The following is a 16,372-nucleotide window of genomic DNA, read 5'->3' as shown; positions in this document are numbered from 1 at the left end:
TACGTGCTGGCAACATGGAACAAGGGTTGCGCTCGTTGCGGGACTTAACCCAACATCTCACGACACGAGCTGACGACAACCATGCACCACCTGCACACCAACCACAAGGGAAGCCCTATCTCTAGGGATGTCTGGTGCATGTCAAACCCAGGTAAGGTTCTTCGCGTTGCATCGAATTAATCCACATGCTCCGCCGCTTGTGCGGGCCCCCGTCAATTCCTTTGAGTTTTAGCCTTGCGGCCGTACTCCCCAGGCGGGGCGCTTAATGCGTTAGCTGCGGCACAGAGACCGTGGAATGGCCCCCACACCTAGCGCCCAACGTTTACGGCGTGGACTACCAGGGTATCTAATCCTGTTCGCTCCCCACGCTTTCGCTCCTCAGCGTCAGTATCGGCCCAGAGACCCGCCTTCGCCACCGGTGTTCCTCCTGATATCTGCGCATTTCACCGCTACACCAGGAATTCCAGTCTCCCCTGCCGAACTCCAGTGATGCCCGTATCGACCGCAAGCCCAGAGTTAAGCCCCAGGTTTTCACGGCCGACGCGACACACCGCCTACGAGCTCTTTACGCCCAATAATTCCGGACAACGCTCGCACCCTACGTGTTACCGCGGCTGCTGGCACGTAGTTGGCCGGTGCTTCTTATCCAGGTACCGTCACTCACGCTTCGTCCCTGGCGAAAGAGGTTTACAACCCGAAGGCCGTCATCCCCCACGCGGCGTCGCTGCGTCAGGCTTCCGCCCATTGCGCAATATTCCCCACTGCTGCCTCCCGTAGGAGTCTGGGCCGTGTCTCAGTCCCAGTGTGGCCGGTCGCCCTCTCAGGCCGGCTACCCGTCGTCGCCTTGGTAGGCCATCACCCCACCAACAAGCTGATAGGCCGCGGGCCCATCCCCAGCCGAAAAAACTTTCCACCACACACCATGAAGCATGCAGTCCTATCCGGTATTAGACCCGGTTTCCCAGGCTTATCCCAGAGCTGAGGGCAGGTCACCCACGTGTTACTCACCCGTTCGCCGCTCGTGTACCCCGAAGGGCCTTACCGCTCGACTTGCATGTGTTAAGCACGCCGCCAGCGTTCGTCCTGAGCCAGGATCAAACTCTCCAACAAAATCTGGCTCCTACTGGCGGGCCCACTCCCGACGGGGTCGGGAACGTGAGCCCAAAAAATGAACTGGCACAAACCGCCAGTCCCGACATTCTAGCTCGACACACTGTTGAGTTCTCAAAAGACACCCGCACACCATGGCTCACCTGACGGAGAACTTCCGGGGCTTTTCCCCACCGTACACCCACCCAGATCCACGAGGATCCAGGGGGCCCGGCCCGGGGGGCGGCCAGCGGGCCTGTTGACCGAACCCCAGGGGCTCGTTCTGTCCGGCGTCTCGCTGACGACGAGAAAGTTACGCCCCGCCGACAGCGAGGGTCAAACCGGGGTCCCCCACCCCGAAATCGGCCCATCGCCGCAGGTCAGGGCGGTGCGCTCCACGCCGCCGGCCAGGTTAACGGCAGATTTCGTTCTTCATGACGCCGGTCACACTTTGTCGTCGAGCGGCGTTCCGGGGGCTGCAGAAGGACGCCGATGCGAGGTCTGACCTGCGAAGACGAGTGTGACGAGCGGTCACGATGCGCAACTCCCCGTCTCTCGGCCCGAGTTGCGCCCGTCGAGCGCGCGCTGTCGCTCCTCGGACGCGACGGAGGACCGGCTCGTCCCCCACGAGGTCCGTCCCCGCTCCCCTGCGCACGGTGCGCCGGTGCGGCACGGGTGTTCCCCACGCGTGCGCACGAGGACGAGCGACGCGGCCACCGCCGGGAACTCGCATCGGCACCCGGTGCCACTCCTCCCGCGACATCTCGATCATTTGTCTTCGGAAGCATCTACTCCGGCCGGTGCCGTGGATATCGGGCGCCGCCCGTGATCGAACCGCGATCGATACCCGGAAAGTCGGGAGCCCGCACTGGGGCCGCTCGATCGACTTCGGGGAAACGCGATCCGTGGACACGTCGTCGCAGGCAGCGACCGACAGACCACCCGTTCGGGCGTGCAACTCGTCCCGGTCCGTCGCGTTGGACCGGATGAGCGTCTCCCACCGGACGCGCCGCGAACGCGGGGGCGAGCAATTCCGCGGCGGCCGGTGGGAGACGCTCTTTCCGTTCACGGGGAATTCAGCTCCGCGCGGCGCAGTACGAGCCACCCCCCGATGCCGGGCACGAGGGCGAGCGCCCGGTCCCGGTGGGACAGGGGCACGGGCAGCGCCGGCAGGGACAGTGCGAGCACGATCGCGGCCAGGTATGCGCACCCGTGCACCGGACCGGCGAGCTGGGTGACCGGCCGGAGATGGACCGTCGCCAGGTTCAGGAGCAGCACCGCCAGCGACGCGGCCTCGACGACCGCCGCCGCCCGCAGACCCGTGAGCACGTCAGACCCCCGTCGTCGAGCCGGGACGCACGATCATCAGGACCACGACGACCCCCCAGAGCAGCGCGAACACCCCGGACGTCATCGACAGCCTCCGCGCGGCGACCACCGCGCGGGGGTCGTCCTCCGTGCTGAGGGCGGCCACGACCTCGGCCTGCGCCGGGAGGATCCGCAGCCCCAGGAGCGCCGCGGCCGCCGCCGTGAGGACGAGGGAGGCGATCAGCCAGGCGTCGCCGAGGACGCCCATCGCCACCGCGGTCCCCAGGCCGAAGACCGGTACCGCGATCGCGAGGACCGCGTAGACCCGGCTGATGCGGTGGAGGAGCGTCACCGGGGCGGCCGGCCCCTCGCCCGCGAGGGCCGCGCGGGCGTACCGCGGGAACATCGACGTGGCCACGGTCACCGGTCCGACGAACACGATGGCGGCGAGGACGTGGATCGAGAGCAGGACGGCCGTCACATCCGTCTCCTTCCTCCGGCTCGGGAAAGCCGGGTCGAGTTACAGGCAGCCTGAAACATCCGCCCCGCTGCGCCTCCTTCCGAGGCCGCGATCGGAGCCCCATCACCTTCAGCTCGGCTGAAACCCACACCGTAGCCGGGCCCCGCACTCCCTCGGATCACGGCGGGATCAGTTCCAGTCAGGCTGAAACTAGCAGCCGAGGCGTCGCTCGATCAGGGGGTGTCCTCGCCCAGCCTCCCGAGCATCCCCACGAGGGTGCGGGCCAGGAGGGCACGCTCGGGCCTCGGGACGGGGGCGAGCATCACCCGTTCGACCTCTGCGACGGCCTTCTCCGCCCGGGTCAGGAGCCGACGGCCGTCCGGTGTGACGTGCAGCTCGGCCACCCTGCCCCGCCCCGGTTCGGTGCGGCGCTCGACCGCGCCGCGCTCCTCGAGCTGGCGCAGCGTCGCCTGCATGCTCTGGGCCGTCACGCCCGCACGGCGGCCGAGCTCGCTGTAGGAGAGCCCCGGTCGTCGGGCCAGGTGCCCGAGGGCCGACAGGTGCCGCATGGTGAGCTGCTCGGCCCGCAGCGCCGTGTCGATCTCCTCGCGCACCCGGCGGCCGAGCGTGGCGAGGAGCACGGCGACGGCGCCCGGCCCGGCCGGCGGTCCGGCGGGGGGCGGAGCGGGGCTCGACACGGCGTCATCATGCCTGCCCGGCTGCCCGGTCCCGGCCGGCACGCCCCGAGAACGCCGCCGGCCCCGCACCGCGGAACGGGTGCGGGGCCGGACGTCGCGGAGGTCACCCGCCGGGCCGGGGATCGGCCGGCCCGGCGGGGAGCCCCTGCGGATCCCGGACGGTGCCGGGACGTGGGAGCGGATCAGGCGTTCTGGGGGAAGCCCAGGTTGATGCCGCCGTGCGACGGGTCGAGCCAGCGGGTGGTGACGACCTTGCCGCGGGTGAAGAAGTGGAAGCCCTCGGTGCCGTGGGCGTGGGTGTCGCCGAACAGCGAGTTCTTCCAGCCCCCGAAGGAGTAGTAGGCCATCGGGACCGGCACCGGCACGTTGATGCCGATCATCCCGACCTCGACCTCGTTCTGGAAGCGCCGCGCCGCACCGCCGTCGTTGGTGAAGATGGCGGTGCCGTTCCCGTACGGGTTGGCGTTGATCAGCTCGACGGCGTCGGCGTAGGTGTCCACCCGGACCACCGAGAGCACCGGGCCGAAGATCTCGTCGGTGTAGATGCTCATGTCCGTGGTGACGTTGTCGAACAGCGTCGGGCCCACGAAGAACCCGGACCCGTCCGCGTCGAACTCCCCCTGCCGCCCGTCGACCACCAGCGTGGCGCCCGCCGACTCACCCGCGTCGATGTAGCCCGACACGCGCTCCTGCGCCGCCGAGGTCACCAGCGGGCCCATGTCGCAGCCCCGCCGCCCGTCGCCGGTGCGCAGCGCGACCGCCCGCTCCTTGATCTTCGACACCAGCTCGTCGGCGATGTCGCCCACCGCGACCAGCGCGGAGATCGCCATGCAGCGCTCACCCGCCGAGCCGAACCCGGCGTTGATCGCCTGGTCCGCCGCCAGGTCCAGGTCCGCATCCGGCAGGACCACCATGTGGTTCTTCGCCCCACCCAGCGCCTGCACCCGCTTGCCGTGCGCCGTGCCCGTCTCGTACACGTAGCGGGCGATCGGGGTCGACCCCACGAAGCTGATCGACTTGACGTCCGGGCTGGTCAGCAGGGCGTCGACCGCGGTCTTGTCGCCGTTGAGCACGTTGAACACGCCGTCGGGCAGCCCCGCCTCCTTCCACAGCTCCGCGATCCACAGAGCGGCGGTCGGGACCTTCTCCGACGGCTTGACCACCACGGTGTTGCCCGCGGCGATCGCGACCGGGAAGAACCACATCGGCACCATGGCCGGGAAGTTGAACGGCGAGATGATCCCCACGACGCCCAGCGGCTGGCGGATCGAGGCCACGTCCACGCTCGTCGAGGCGTTCTCCGTGGCCGAGCCCTTCAGCAGGTGCGGGGCGCCACAGGCGAACTCCACGACCTCCTGACCGCGCGCCACCTCGCCCGCGGCATCGGAGAGCACCTTGCCGTGCTCGGAGGTGATGATCTCCGCCAGCTCGCCGGCGCGGGCGTCGAGCAGCTCCCGGAACGTGAACAGGATCCGGGTCCGCTTGGCCAGCGAGGTGTCCCGCCACTTCGGGAACGCGGCCTTGGCGGCGGCGATGATCTCGGCCGCCTCCTCCTCCGAGGCCAGCGGCAGCGACGCGGTGACCTCACCGGTGGCGGGGTTCGTCACGTCCGAGAACCGGCCGGACTTGCCATCGACCTTCTGGCCGTTGGCCCAGTGGTACAGCGTGTTCGTCATTGTTTCCCCAAGAGAATCGACACAGATCAGGTGCTGGGCCGCAGGAACGACTTCTGGGTCGCCTTGTGCTCGTCGTAGACCTTGCGCGCGGAACGGGTCGACTCGAGCTCCGACACCGCGCTGACCGGGACGTCCCACCAGGACTCCGAGTCCGGAGCGCCGATCAGCGGATCGGTCTCCACGTAGATCACCGTGCTGTCCGTGGCCTTCTTGGCCTCGGCGATCGCCGCCGCGAAGTCCTCCGGGGTCTTCGTGCGGATCACGCGCAGGCCGAAGCTCTCCGCGTTCGTGGCCAGGTCCAGCGGGAGGACCCCGCCGTCCAGCCGGCCCGTCTCGGCGTTGCGGTAGCGGTACTTCGTGCCGAAGCGCTGCGAGCCGAGCGACTCGGACAGCGAGCCGATCGACGCGAAGCCGTGGTTCTGCACCAGGACGGTGATGACCTTGATGCCCTCCTGCACCGCCGTGGCGAGCTCGGTGGCCATCATCAGGTAGGACCCGTCGCCGACCATGACGAAGACGTCCCGGTCGGGGCAGGCCAGCCGGACGCCGAGGCCGCCCGCGACCTCGTAGCCCATGCAGGAGTAGCCGTACTCCACGTGATAGCCCTTGGCGTCCCGGGTCTGCCAGAGCTTGTGCAGGTCGCCGGGCATCGAGCCGGCGGCGCACACCACGACGTCACGGGGGTCGGACAGCTCGTTGACCATCCCGATGACCTCGTTCTGGGTCAGCAGGCCGCCCGCCCCGTTGGCCGGGATCTCGGGCTCGTAGACGGACTTCACCGTCTCCGTCCAGATCCGGTCGAGCTCGGCGTACTGCGCCCGGTACTCGGAAGTGACCGAGTAGCCCTCGACCAGCGGGAGCAGGGCCTCGAGGGTCTCCCGGGCGTCCGCCAGGACCGACGCGCCGGAGTGCTTGACGGCGTCGATCGGCGCCACGTTGACGTTCACGAACTTCACGTCGGGGTTCTGGAACGCCGTGCGACTGGCGGTGGTGAAGTCCGAGTACCGGGTGCCGATGCCGATCACGACGTCGGCGTCCTTGGCGATGGCGTTCGCCGCGGTGGTGCCCGTGGAGCCGATGGCGCCCAGGCACTGCGGGTGGTCGAACACCACCGTGCCCTTGCCCGCCTGACTCTGCCCGACGGGGATGCCGGTGGCCTCGGCGAACGCGGCGAGCGCCGCCGTCGCACCCGAGTAGTGGACGCCGCCGCCGGCGACGATCACCGGGCGCTCCGCGCTCCGGATGATCTCCGCGGCGCGGGCGACGGCCGACTTCTCCGGCACCGGCCGGGCCACGTGCCAGACCCGCTTGGCGAACAGCTCGACCGGCCAGTCGTGCTCCTGCGCCTGGACGTCCTGCGGGAAGCAGACGGTCACGGCGCCGGTCTCGACCGGGTCGGTCAGGACCCGCATCGCCGACAGCAGGGCCGCGGGCAGCTGCTCCGGCCGCCAGACGCGGTCGAAGTACTTGGAGACCGGGCGGAAGGCGTCGTTGACCGTGACGTCGCCGGCGTACGGGAGCTCGAGCTCCTGCAGCAGCGGCGAGGCCGCGCGGTCGGCGAAGGTGTCCGCGGGCAGCAGCAGCACCGGGATGCGGTTGATCGTGGCGAGCGCGGCGCCGGTGACCATGTTGGTCGCGCCCGGGCCGACGCTCGACGAGACCGCCCAGGTCTGCAGCCGGTCCTTCATCCGCGCGTAGGCGACGGCGGTGTGCACCATGGCCTGCTCGTTGCGGCCGAGCACGTACGGAAGCGCGCCCGGCTCCAGCAGCTCGGCCTGCAGCAGCGCCTGGCCGAGGCCGGCGACGTTGCCGTGACCGAAGATGCCGAAGCAGCCCTCGAAGAGCTTCCGCTCGACGCCGTCACGCTCGCTGTACTGCGCCGCGAGGAACTTCACCGTGGCCTGCGCGACGGTGAGCCGAACCGTGGACATCACTGGCCTCCGAGGCGGGAGTCGATCGCCTGGTCGGCCCACGTGTCGCGGATCCAGGCCTGGTCGGGGTGGTCGGTGATGAGCCAGGCGCGCTCGTCGCCGGGGCCGGCCATCACGTTCAGGTAGTACATGTCGTGCCCGGGCGCGGCGGCGCACGGACCGTGCCAGCCCCACGGGATGAGCACGGTGTCGCGGTCGTGGACCTCGACCATGATGTCGATCTCGTGGCCCGGCGAGCTGCTCGTGCGGTGGAAGCCGAGGCCGGGCTGGCCGGCGGGGCCGGGCGCGATCTCGAAGTAGTAGATCTCCTCGAGCTGCGACTCGTGCGGGCCCGCCTCGTCGTGCTTGTGCGCGGGGTAGCTCGACCAGTTGCCGCCGGGGGTGACGACCTCGCAGGCGATGATCGAGCCGGCCTCGAAGGAGCCGACGGTGCCGAAGTTGCGCACCTGGCGGCTGGCCTGGCCGGCACCGCGCAGCTCCACCGGCACGTCGGCCTTCGGCCCGTACCGGAAGGGCAGCTCCTGCTCGCACTGCGCGCCGCACAGGGCGAACCGGCCGCCGGCCTCCGACGCGATCGTGACCGTGGAGCGGATCGGCAGGTAGGAGACGTCCGTCGGGCCCTCGAAGACGTTCGCCCGGCCCTGCAGAGTGTGGGTCTCGCCGCCGAGGGAGACGGTGGCGGAGCCGGACAGCGGCACCACGAACATCTCCTCGGTGCCGGTCTCGAGGGTCCGCGACCCGCCCGCGGGCAGGTTCACGATGCGCAGGCTGGAGTGCTCCCAGCCCGCGGACTTGGGGGTGACCTCGAGCTCGTAGCCGTCGGCGGCACCGGTGCCGGCGGGGATGTACAGCTCGCGCTGCACCGATGATTCCTTCGCGAGCTCGGTCATGCGGCGACGACCTCCTTCGGCCGGACCAGGGAGACGGCGGTGTCGACGGCGGTCGCGACGTCGTCGTCCGCGGGGTAGAGCAGTGCGCGGCCGACGATCAGGCCCCGCACCGAGGGCAGCTCCAGCGCGGCCTTCCAGGAGGCGTAGGTCTCCTCGGGCGCGCCCGTCGGGTCGCCGCCGAGCAGCAGCGTCGGCAGGGTCGTGGCCTCCATGACCCGCTCCATGCCGTCGACCACGGGCAGCTTCATCCAGGTGTAGGCGCTGGAGGCGCCCAGGCCCTGCGCGATGTGCACCGACTTCACGACGGCCTCGGTGGACAGGTCGTTGACCACCCGCCCGTCGACCCGGCGGGAGAGGAAGGGCTCGACCATCGCGACGATCCCCGCGCGGTTCGCGTCGGTGACGACGTGTGCGCAGGTCTCGAGGGTGTTGACGGTGGCCGGGTCGTCGAGGTCGATGCGGGTGAGCATCTTGATGGCCTCGAAGCCCGCCTCGGCCGTGCCGGCCACGTCGTAGCCGGTCATCCGGTCGTCCATCTCGAAGACCGAGCCGGCCAGGCCGCCGCGGTTCATCGAGGAGACGACGACCTTGCCCTCCAGGGCGCCCAGCAGCAGCAGGTCCTCGAGGATGTCGGCGGTGGCGAGCACGCCGTCGACACCCGGCCGGCCGAGCGCGGTGACCAGGCGGTCGAGCAGCTCGGGGCGGCTGGCCATGGCGTCGGAGCGGCCGCGGGCACCCAGCGCGCCACGGGCCGGGTGGTCGGCGGCGACGATCATGAGCCGGCCGTCGGCGGGGACGAACGGGCGGCGCCGGCGGTTCTTCAGCAGCGACGTGATCCGCTGCGGCTCGAAGGTCCGGATGTCCCGGATCTCGTCGTGGTTCCGGGCGAAGGTCACGCGGTCACCTTCTCGTTGCGGGCCTCGTTGGGGTCGCCGCCGGCGAGGAGGACGTCGATCTCCTCGGCCGTCGGCATGGCGGTGGAGCACTCCAGGCGGGACGCGACGATCGCGCCGGCGGCGTTGGCCCGGCTGAGCACCTTCTCCAGCGGCCAGCCGGCCAGCAGGCCGTGGGCCAGCGAGCCGCCGAAGCTGTCGCCGGCGCCGAGGCCGTTGTACGGGGTGATCGGGATCGGCGGGGAGACGACGCGCTCGGTGCGGCTCTTCGCCAGTACGCCCTTCGGGCCCTGCTTGACGATGGCCAGCTCCACGCCCGCGTCGAGCAGCGCGTCGGCCGCCCTCTCCGGGTCGGTCTCGCCGATCGCGACCTCGCACTCCTCGCGGTTGCCGACGGCCACGGTGACCTGGCCGAGGATCTTCTGGATCTGCTCGGTGGCCGCGGCCGGGGTCTCCCAGAACATGGGGCGGTAGTCGAGGTCGAGCACCGTGGGACGGCCGTCGCGCGCGGCGAGCACCTCGTGGTGGGCGCCGCGGCTGGGCTCCTCGGACAGTCCGGTCACGGAGAGCCACAGCAGCTCGGCGTCGCGAACGGCGTCGAGGTCGATGTCCGCGGCCGTGACCTGCAGGTCCGGGGCCTTCGGCTTGCGGTAGAAGTACAGCGGGAAGTCGTCCGGCGGGAAGATCTCGCAGAACGTGACCGGCGTCGGGTACTCGTGGTTGGTCACGACGTGCTCGTCGCTCACCCCGAGCCGGCGCAGCTCCTGCCGGACGTAGCGACCGAACGGGTCGTCGCCGACCCCGGTGACGATGGCGGTCCGCCGGCCGAGCCGCGCGGCGGCGACGGCGACGTTGGCGGTGGTGCCGCCCAGGAACTTGCCGAAGGACTCGACGTCCTCCAGGCCCACCCCGACCTGCAGGGGATAGATGTCCACCCCGGCGCGCCCGAAGGTCAACACCTCTGCTGGTTCGCTCATCGAGTCCTCTTCGACGTCTCGTTACGCGCTGTCCGACGGCTTCGAAACTACGTGCCCCTCGGTACTTTGTCTATACATAGTTACGTACTCACTTGTAGCCTCGTCCGCATGGAGGACACCCCCGTCGCGTTCGCGGTCGAGCTGGACCGGACCAGCCCGGTCCCGCTCTACCACCAGCTCGCGCTGGCGATCGAGCGCGCGATCGAGACCGGGGTCCTCAAGCCCGGCGATCGCCTGGAGAACGAGGTGGCGCTCACCGCCCGGCTCGGCCTCGCCCGGCCGACGGCGCGGCAGGCGATCCAGGAGCTGGTGAACCGCGGGATGCTGGTGCGGAAGCGGGGCGTCGGCACCCAGGTCGTGCAGCCGCACGTGCGCCGCGAGGTGCGGCTGACCAGCCTGTTCGACGACCTCGCCGCCGAGGGGCGGGTGCCCGGGACCGAGCTGCTGTCGCTGGACGAGTGCGGCGCCGAGGAGGTGCCGGAGCCGCCGGGGTTGCCGGCCCGTCTGACCCGGATCCGGCGCCTGCGCAGCGCCGACGGGGTGCGGCTGGCGATCCTCACCAACTACCTGCCCGAGCGCTTCACCGTCGCCGGCCCGGACCTGGAGCGCACCGGGCTGTACGCGCTACTGCGGGCGCAGGGCGCGAGCTTCCGGATCGCGCACCAGAGCATCGGGGCGCGGCTGATGACCGAGGCGGAGGCGACCCTGCTCGGCGAGGAGGAGCCGGCGGCGTGCGTGACGGTCCGCCGCTCGGTCTACGACGACACCGGCGCCTTCGTGGAGACGGGCACGCACGTCTACCGCGCCTCCCAGTACACCGTGCGCACGTCGCTGGTGGTGTAGCGCCGGCGGCCGAGTGGGACATCAGCGCTCTCGCCGGGCCTCGGAACAGCACCGACGTCCCGCTCCCGGTTGCGGCGGCCGGCCACGACCTGGCCGCGGGCGTCGCCAGAGGCGTCACCTTCCGGCGGAAGCCTCAGCGCGCGGCGCACTCCGCGCAGCGGCCCCAGAACACGAGCTCGGCCTCGTCGATCTCGAAGCCCTCCTGGGGTCCCGCCTCCAGGCAGGGCGCGGATCCGACGGCGCACGGCACGTCCCGAACCCGCCCGCACACGCGGCACACCAGGTGGTGGTGGTTGTCGCCGTGCTGGAGCTCGAAGCGGGTGGCCGAGCCGGCGGGCTCGATGCTCCGCACCAGCCCGACGCGACGCAGGTCCTCGAGCACGTTGTAGAGGCCCTGCCGGGACAGTTCGGACACCGCCGACGGCCCGGCGGCCGCCCCCGCCCGCGCCACGACCTCGGCCACCTCGACGGCCGTGGAGTGCGGCCGATCCGCGAGAGCGTGCAGCACCGCCCGCCGGTGCGGCGTGCTGCGCAGCCCCTTCTCCCGGAGCAGGGCGGTGAGGTCATTCATGCAGGTGAGGCTACCCCAACACTTTGGATGCGGTCACTAACTTGACCAGCATCACAACTTGACAGGGTCCAAAGTAGGGTAAAAATGAATCATGACCGCCACGAACACCACCACCAGCGCCCCCGCCGCCTTCCGTCCCTTCACCGCCTCGCCCGAGCTCGAGGCGAACCTGCAGAAGGTGCTCGTCGACCTGGTCGCTCTGCACCTCGAGGGCAAGCAGTTCCACTGGAACGTCGTCGGGTCGAACTTCCGCGACCTCCACCTGCAGCTCGACGAGATCGTCGAGGTCGCCCGCGAGCACAGCGACACCATCGCCGAGCGGATGCGCGCGCTCTACGCGGTGCCGGACGGCAGCCCGCGGACCGTCGCCGAGACGACCTCGCTGCCCCGTCAGCTGACCGGCGAGCAGGACACCACCGCCGCCGTCAACGCGATGAGCGAGCTCCTCTACCGCACCGCGGCCACCGCGCGCGAGGTGCACGACGCCGTCGACGCCGAGGACCCCTCGACCGCCGACCTGCTGCACGCGCTGATCGTCGACCTGGAGAAGCAGGCCTGGATGCTCAGCTCGGAGAACCGGCGCGCCTGAGCGACCCGGGCGCGACGGGCGGCTGCGGCCGGATCCCTTCGGGGGTCCGGCCGCGTCCCGTTCTCGGGGTCGTCCGTAACGTCCGGATCGGCCGGAGCGTGATCTCTCCGGAGAGGTCTGCACGGGGGTGGTCGACGTGATGTTCGGACGGCGCAGGCGCGCGGCGGCGGTGCAGATCCGCACGGACCGGGAGGTGTACCGGCCCGGCGACACGGTCCGGGCCCGGGTGCGGCTCACGCCGGGCACCGACCTGCCGGACCCCGAAATCGTCGTCGCGCTCCTGCACGCCGACAGCGTCAGCGAGAGCGGCAGCAGCTGGACCGACTCCTGGGCGGTCGACGGCCGGTACGTCTTCGAGGGCCGCTCCCTGCGCGCCGGCGAGGCCGTCGAGGTCGTCGTCGACCTCCAGGTCCCCGACCGCAGCGTGCCCTTCCCCGAGACCGACGACGACCCGCTCGTCGACGATCCTGACGACTACCGCTACGAGATCCTCCGCTCCGAGGTGTGGGGCGCCCCGACCAGCACCGGCAAGGCGCTGCGCTCGGAGTGGTTCGTGCAGGTGATCGCCCCGGGTACGGACGAGCGCCACGCGATCACGGTCCTCGCCGTCGGCGGCCCGGTCGAGGCCGCGACCGAGCCCCGCGGCGACTCGGACCGGCTGGCCCGCATCACGCTCGACGGGCTGCCGCAGCGCTCGGTCCCCGCCGGCGCCACGCTGACCGGCCGGCTGCGCGTCGACGCCCGCACCGAGCTCGACGCCCGGGCGCTGCGCGTGGACCTGCTGCTGGTCGAGACCCGGGCCGACCGGGTGCTCACCGCCGAGCGCAGGGCGGGTGCGACGGTGTCCGGGCCGGTGACGCTCGGCCCCGGCGCACCCCGCGACCTGCCGTTCTCGCTGACCCTGCCACCGGACCTCACGCCGTCGATCACCACCGAGTCGTGGGCCGTCGGCTGGGTCCTGCACGGCGTCGTCGACCTGCCCCTGCGTGAGGACGCCGTCGGCAAGCGGGTGATCGCGGTGCACGACCCGCGTGCCTGACCGCCCGATCGGGTACTGCTCCCGGCCTCGGAGAAACGGGGTCCCGCCCGTCGTCGATCTTCCCCGTGGACGGCGCACGTGAGGGAGTTCGGCAGTGCAGGTTCGGAACGGGTCGGGGGCCCTCGGCGAGCAGCAGGGGACGGAGGCCCGGGTACCCGCACCCCGGGAGCCCGCGACCGGACCCCTCCGGGTCCGCCGCTCGTCCCTCGTCGCCGAGATCGCCGTCGCGGCGGTGCCCCTCGTGCTGCTCTCCCTGACGGTCGTCACCTACCCCTTCCGCGGTGACCACGCGATCTTCTCCCTGATCGGCCGGCAGGTCCTGCACGGCGAGACGCTGTACACCGACCTGTGGGACGTCAAGCAGCCCGGCGTCTTCCTCTGGTACGGCCTGGCCGACGCGCTCGGGCTCGGCGAGACCGGCGCCCGGCTGCTCGACGTGCTCGCCGCCGTCGCGTTCGGGGCCTGCGTGTGGGTGCTGCTGCGCCGCCGGACCACCACGCCGTGGGTGCGCCGCCGGCTCCCCGTGCTGGCCACCGGCGTCCTGCTGGCCTCCGCGGGCCCGGGTGACTTCGGCCAGCTCGAGATGCTCTGCCTGGTCCCCGCGGTGGGCGCGTTCGCGCTGGTCGCGGCGGACCCTGCGCGGACTTCGGGCCGGCGGCGGACGGTGGGCGCCGCGCTGTGCGTCGGCGTGGTCGGGGTGTTCAAGCTGCCGCTCGCCGCCGTCACGGGGCTCGCACTGCTCGTGTTCCTCGCTCTGCGGCTGCGCGGGCGCGCCCGGGTCGTCGCCGTGCCGGTGGTCGTCGTCGCGGCCCTGGTCCCGGTGCTGCTGGTGCTGGCCTGGCTGGCCGCCCGCGGCGCCGGCGGTGCGGCCGTGCACGTCTGGCTGGTCGACGCCGTGGACATGGGCGCCGCACACGGCTCCCGCTCCCCCGCCCGGCTGCTCGAGGGGCTCGGCCGGTATCTCCTCTGGAGCGCGCCCGTCGTGCTCCTCGCGGGATGGCGGCTCGCGACCACGGTGCGCCGCCGGGACCCGCTCGACCTCGCGATGGTTGCCTTCGCAGTGCTCCACACCGCGTCGGTCGCGGCGCAGTTCGGCTGGTGGTACCAGTGGTACTTCCTGTCCGCGCCGCTGGTCGTGCTGTCCCTGCGCGGGCTCGACGACCTCGCGCCGCGGCTCGCCCGCGGCCCGCGGCGGGGCCGGGTGGTCGTCCTGCTGGCGGTGGCCTGCCTGCCGATGCTCGCGCACGTCGCGAGCTGGACCGTCCCGGCCGTGCTCGACGGCGGCGGGGTCACCGCGGCGAGCCGGGCGCGGATCGACGAGCGGGTGGCGGGCTACGACACGATCCGGGGCGAGATCGCCGCCGCCGGGGTCCGGCCCGGCGACAGCCTCTTCGTCCTCGGCGACCCGCTCTACCACCTGCTGGCCGGTGAGCCGCTGGTCGTGCGCACCAACGGCTGGGACTACGACCTCATGGCCGACCGGCAGTGGCGGGAGCTGGCCGGAGAGGTCGCGGCCGCCCGGCCGAGCGTCGTGCTGGTCGACGACCAGGCCGCGGGCTGGCTCGCCGAGCGCGGCCCGGACCTGCGGGCGGTGCTGGCGCGGGACTACACGCCGGTCCGGTCCGGTCCTGAGGGCACCTGGTACCGGCTGCGCTGACCCACGAGCGCCGCGACCTGCGCATCGACGGGCGCAGCCCCGAGCCGGTTGTCGATCTCGTGGTGCGGCGCGGGCGGCGGCTCGTCCGGGCGCATCCGGGCCACGAAGGCGTCGAAGTCCGCGAGCTTGCCCGTGTCCCGCGGCGAGCCGCGCCGCTCCAGGCGTTCCCGCAGGGTCGCGCGGTCCGAGCGCACCCAGACCAGCCGCACGTCGTCGCCGCCGAGCTCGGCCACCCACCGCCGCCAGCGGTCCGGGTCGCGGATCTGCCCCGTGAAGGGGCCGGAGAGCAGCACCGGGCAGCCGTGCCCGCGGATCTCCCGGGCGGTGGCGGTGAGCCCGGCGTACTCGTGGACCTTGATCGCCGTGTCGTACCAGGGCCCCTCGCGCTCGCCCGGCGGACGGCCCGCGGCGGCCAGGGTCGCGGCCACGAAGTCCCCGTAGAGCGTGTCCTTGTCCAGCAGCGCCGGGACGGGGTCGAGGGCGACGAGCAGGGCCTCGGCGACCGTCGTCTTGCCCGCGCCGGGCGCCCCGGCGACCACCCAGACCGTCGCGGCCGTCGTGCCCATGGGTCCACCGTGCACGATCGCCGCCGGTGGGGCCAGGATCTCTCCGTGCCCCGCGACCCGATCGGCCCGGCCACCGTGCCCGGCGCCTTCGACGACCACGCCGCCTCGTACGACCGGCTGGTCGGCCGCAACCCCGGCTACCACGAGCACCTGCGGCTGTCGGCCCGCCGGCTCACACGACGGTCGGCTCCGCCTCGGTGCGCCACCGGGCCGCGGCTGCTGGACCTGGGCTGCGGGACGGGGGCGTCGACGGCGGCGCTGCTCGCCGCCGCCCCGGACGCCGAGATCGTGGCCGTCGACGGCTCGGCGGAGATGATCGCCGAGGCGCGGCGCAAGGACTGGCCGGACCGCGTGAGGTTCGTGCACTCCCGGCTGGAGGACCTGCCCGCGACCGGGATCACCGGTCCGTTCGACGGCATCCTGGCCGCTTACCTCGTGCGCAATCTCCCCGACCGGGACACCGGCCTGCGGGCGATGCACGACCTGCTCGCGCCGGGCGCCCCGATCGCGGTGCACGAGTACTCGGTGCGGGACAGCCTGCGCGCGCGGGCGATCTGGACGGCCGTCTCCTGGGGGATCATCATCCCGATGGGCCGCCGGGTCACGGGCTCGGCCGACCTCTACCGCTACCTCTGGCGGAGCGTCCTGGATTTCGACGGCGCCGGGCGGCTCGCCACGCGGATGCGCGAGGCCGGGTTCGCGGAGGTCCGCGTGGAGCCGGTGACCGGCTGGCAGCGCGACGTCGTGCACACGTTCCTCGGCCGCCGCCCGGTCTGACGCTCACGCCCGGTCGGTGATCGCCTCCCCGCCCTCGGCGTGCGAGGCGCAGTGGGCGCAGCAGAAGAACGCGCCCCCGGCCTGCACCCCGTGCCCGATGATCGTGCAGCCGCAGTGCTCGCAGACCGGCGCCATCCGGTGGATCGCGCACTCGAAGCTGTCGAACACGTGCACCGCGCCCTGGGCGTGCACCTCGAAGGACATGTCGTAGTCGTTGCCGCAGACCTCGCACTCGGCCACCACGCACTCCTCTCCTCGACGGAGCCCCTCGACTACCCGTCCACGTCCGGCCGAAGCACGCCGCTCGCCGTCGCGCAGAGCGACCGCCGTGCGGCGGACGGCGACGACGGACCACCGGCGTGCCCGCGACCCCGCTGCGCCGGATCCCGCACCTCCCCGCTGTGGTTA

Annotated in this window: 16 protein-coding genes and 1 rRNA gene; 5 read left to right on the top strand and 12 right to left on the bottom strand. The window is 71.9% G+C overall.

Going from position 1 to position 16,372, the window contains the following annotated elements; all coding sequences use genetic code 11:
- From AB0B41_RS11750 to iolC, 9 genes are all read right to left on the bottom strand, one after another.
- A 16S ribosomal RNA gene (locus AB0B41_RS11750) occupies nucleotides 1-1,110 on the bottom strand; the annotation flags it as partial.
- Nucleotides 1,111-2,154: 1,044 nt separating this feature from the next.
- Nucleotides 2,155-2,418, bottom strand: coding sequence for a hypothetical protein (locus AB0B41_RS11745; protein ID WP_358201818.1), 264 nt, complete (start codon nucleotides 2,416-2,418; stop codon nucleotides 2,155-2,157).
- A 1-nt stretch (nucleotide 2,419) separates the two neighbouring features.
- Nucleotides 2,420-2,878 carry a hypothetical protein gene (locus tag AB0B41_RS11740; RefSeq protein ID WP_358201816.1) on the bottom strand — a complete coding sequence of 153 codons (459 nt, stop codon included), beginning with the start codon at nucleotides 2,876-2,878 and terminating at the stop codon, nucleotides 2,420-2,422.
- A 212-nt stretch (nucleotides 2,879-3,090) separates the two neighbouring features.
- Nucleotides 3,091-3,555, bottom strand: a complete 465-nt coding sequence (locus AB0B41_RS11735) for a MarR family transcriptional regulator (protein WP_051738400.1) — start codon at nucleotides 3,553-3,555, stop codon at nucleotides 3,091-3,093.
- Nucleotides 3,556-3,737: 182 nt separating this feature from the next.
- On the bottom strand, nucleotides 3,738-5,231 hold the full coding sequence (locus AB0B41_RS11730; protein ID WP_358201813.1) for a CoA-acylating methylmalonate-semialdehyde dehydrogenase: 1,494 nt from the start codon (nucleotides 5,229-5,231) through the stop codon (nucleotides 3,738-3,740).
- 26 nt (nucleotides 5,232-5,257) lie between these two features.
- Entirely contained in the window at nucleotides 5,258-7,162 is a 1,905-nt protein-coding gene (iolD, locus tag AB0B41_RS11725; RefSeq protein WP_358201810.1) for a 3D-(3,5/4)-trihydroxycyclohexane-1,2-dione acylhydrolase (decyclizing), read from the bottom strand.
- Nucleotides 7,162-8,052, bottom strand: a complete 891-nt coding sequence (gene iolB, locus AB0B41_RS11720) for a 5-deoxy-glucuronate isomerase (RefSeq protein WP_358201808.1) — start codon at nucleotides 8,050-8,052, stop codon at nucleotides 7,162-7,164. Before iolB ends, iolD begins: the two co-directional genes overlap by 1 nt.
- On the bottom strand, nucleotides 8,049-8,888 hold the full coding sequence (locus tag AB0B41_RS11715) for a deoxyribose-phosphate aldolase (protein ID WP_358201825.1): 840 nt from the start codon (nucleotides 8,886-8,888) through the stop codon (nucleotides 8,049-8,051). The genes iolB and AB0B41_RS11715 overlap by 4 nt, the downstream gene beginning before the upstream one ends.
- Nucleotides 8,889-8,944: 56 nt before the next feature.
- The gene (iolC, locus tag AB0B41_RS11710; RefSeq protein WP_358201805.1) at nucleotides 8,945-9,922 is read right to left on the bottom strand and encodes a 5-dehydro-2-deoxygluconokinase; all 978 of its coding nucleotides are present in this window, start codon (nucleotides 9,920-9,922) and stop codon (nucleotides 8,945-8,947) included.
- A gap of 108 nt (nucleotides 9,923-10,030) precedes the next feature.
- Here iolC and AB0B41_RS11705 point away from each other — a divergent pair, with 108 nt between their 5' ends.
- Entirely contained in the window at nucleotides 10,031-10,765 is a 735-nt protein-coding gene (locus AB0B41_RS11705) for a GntR family transcriptional regulator (RefSeq protein WP_358201803.1), read from the top strand.
- Nucleotides 10,766-10,898: 133 nt separating this feature from the next.
- Here the strand turns inward: AB0B41_RS11705 and AB0B41_RS11700 are convergent, their stop codons facing one another.
- A complete protein-coding gene (locus tag AB0B41_RS11700; protein ID WP_358201801.1) occupies nucleotides 10,899-11,336 on the bottom strand; it encodes a Fur family transcriptional regulator in 438 nt (145 codons plus the stop codon).
- 91 nt (nucleotides 11,337-11,427) lie between these two features.
- On the opposite strand from AB0B41_RS11700, the gene AB0B41_RS11695 reads away from it, so the two are divergent.
- The 3 genes from AB0B41_RS11695 to AB0B41_RS11685 all read left to right on the top strand — a co-directional run bounded on the left by AB0B41_RS11695 (nucleotide 11,428) and on the right by AB0B41_RS11685 (nucleotide 14,621).
- Nucleotides 11,428-11,925 (top strand): DNA starvation/stationary phase protection protein, encoded by a 498-nt coding sequence (locus tag AB0B41_RS11695; protein WP_358201798.1) that lies wholly within the window; start codon nucleotides 11,428-11,430, stop codon nucleotides 11,923-11,925.
- 136 nt (nucleotides 11,926-12,061) lie between these two features.
- Complete coding sequence (locus AB0B41_RS11690; RefSeq protein ID WP_358201796.1) at nucleotides 12,062-12,964, top strand: hypothetical protein; 903 nt, start codon at nucleotides 12,062-12,064, stop codon at nucleotides 12,962-12,964.
- A 94-nt stretch (nucleotides 12,965-13,058) separates the two neighbouring features.
- Nucleotides 13,059-14,621 (top strand): hypothetical protein, encoded by a 1,563-nt coding sequence (locus AB0B41_RS11685; protein WP_358201794.1) that lies wholly within the window; start codon nucleotides 13,059-13,061, stop codon nucleotides 14,619-14,621.
- On the opposite strand, the gene AB0B41_RS11680 is transcribed toward AB0B41_RS11685, so the two are convergent.
- Nucleotides 14,570-15,187, bottom strand: coding sequence for an AAA family ATPase (locus AB0B41_RS11680; protein ID WP_358201791.1), 618 nt, complete (start codon nucleotides 15,185-15,187; stop codon nucleotides 14,570-14,572). The two genes, AB0B41_RS11685 and AB0B41_RS11680, sit on opposite strands and share 52 nt — an antisense overlap.
- Nucleotides 15,188-15,232: 45 nt before the next feature.
- Here AB0B41_RS11680 and AB0B41_RS11675 point away from each other — a divergent pair, with 45 nt between their 5' ends.
- Nucleotides 15,233-15,964 carry a class I SAM-dependent methyltransferase gene (locus tag AB0B41_RS11675; protein WP_358201789.1) on the top strand — a complete coding sequence of 244 codons (732 nt, stop codon included), beginning with the start codon at nucleotides 15,233-15,235 and terminating at the stop codon, nucleotides 15,962-15,964.
- Nucleotides 15,965-15,967: 3 nt separating this feature from the next.
- Here the strand turns inward: AB0B41_RS11675 and AB0B41_RS11670 are convergent, their stop codons facing one another.
- Complete coding sequence (locus AB0B41_RS11670; protein WP_358201786.1) at nucleotides 15,968-16,204, bottom strand: hypothetical protein; 237 nt, start codon at nucleotides 16,202-16,204, stop codon at nucleotides 15,968-15,970.
- Nucleotides 16,205-16,372 lie beyond the last annotated feature (168 nt).

This window comes from Pseudonocardia sp. NPDC049154, assembly GCF_040648315.1.
Classification (GTDB): domain Bacteria; phylum Actinomycetota; class Actinomycetes; order Mycobacteriales; family Pseudonocardiaceae; genus Pseudonocardia.
This window is presented reverse-complemented; position numbering and strand designations above follow the sequence as displayed.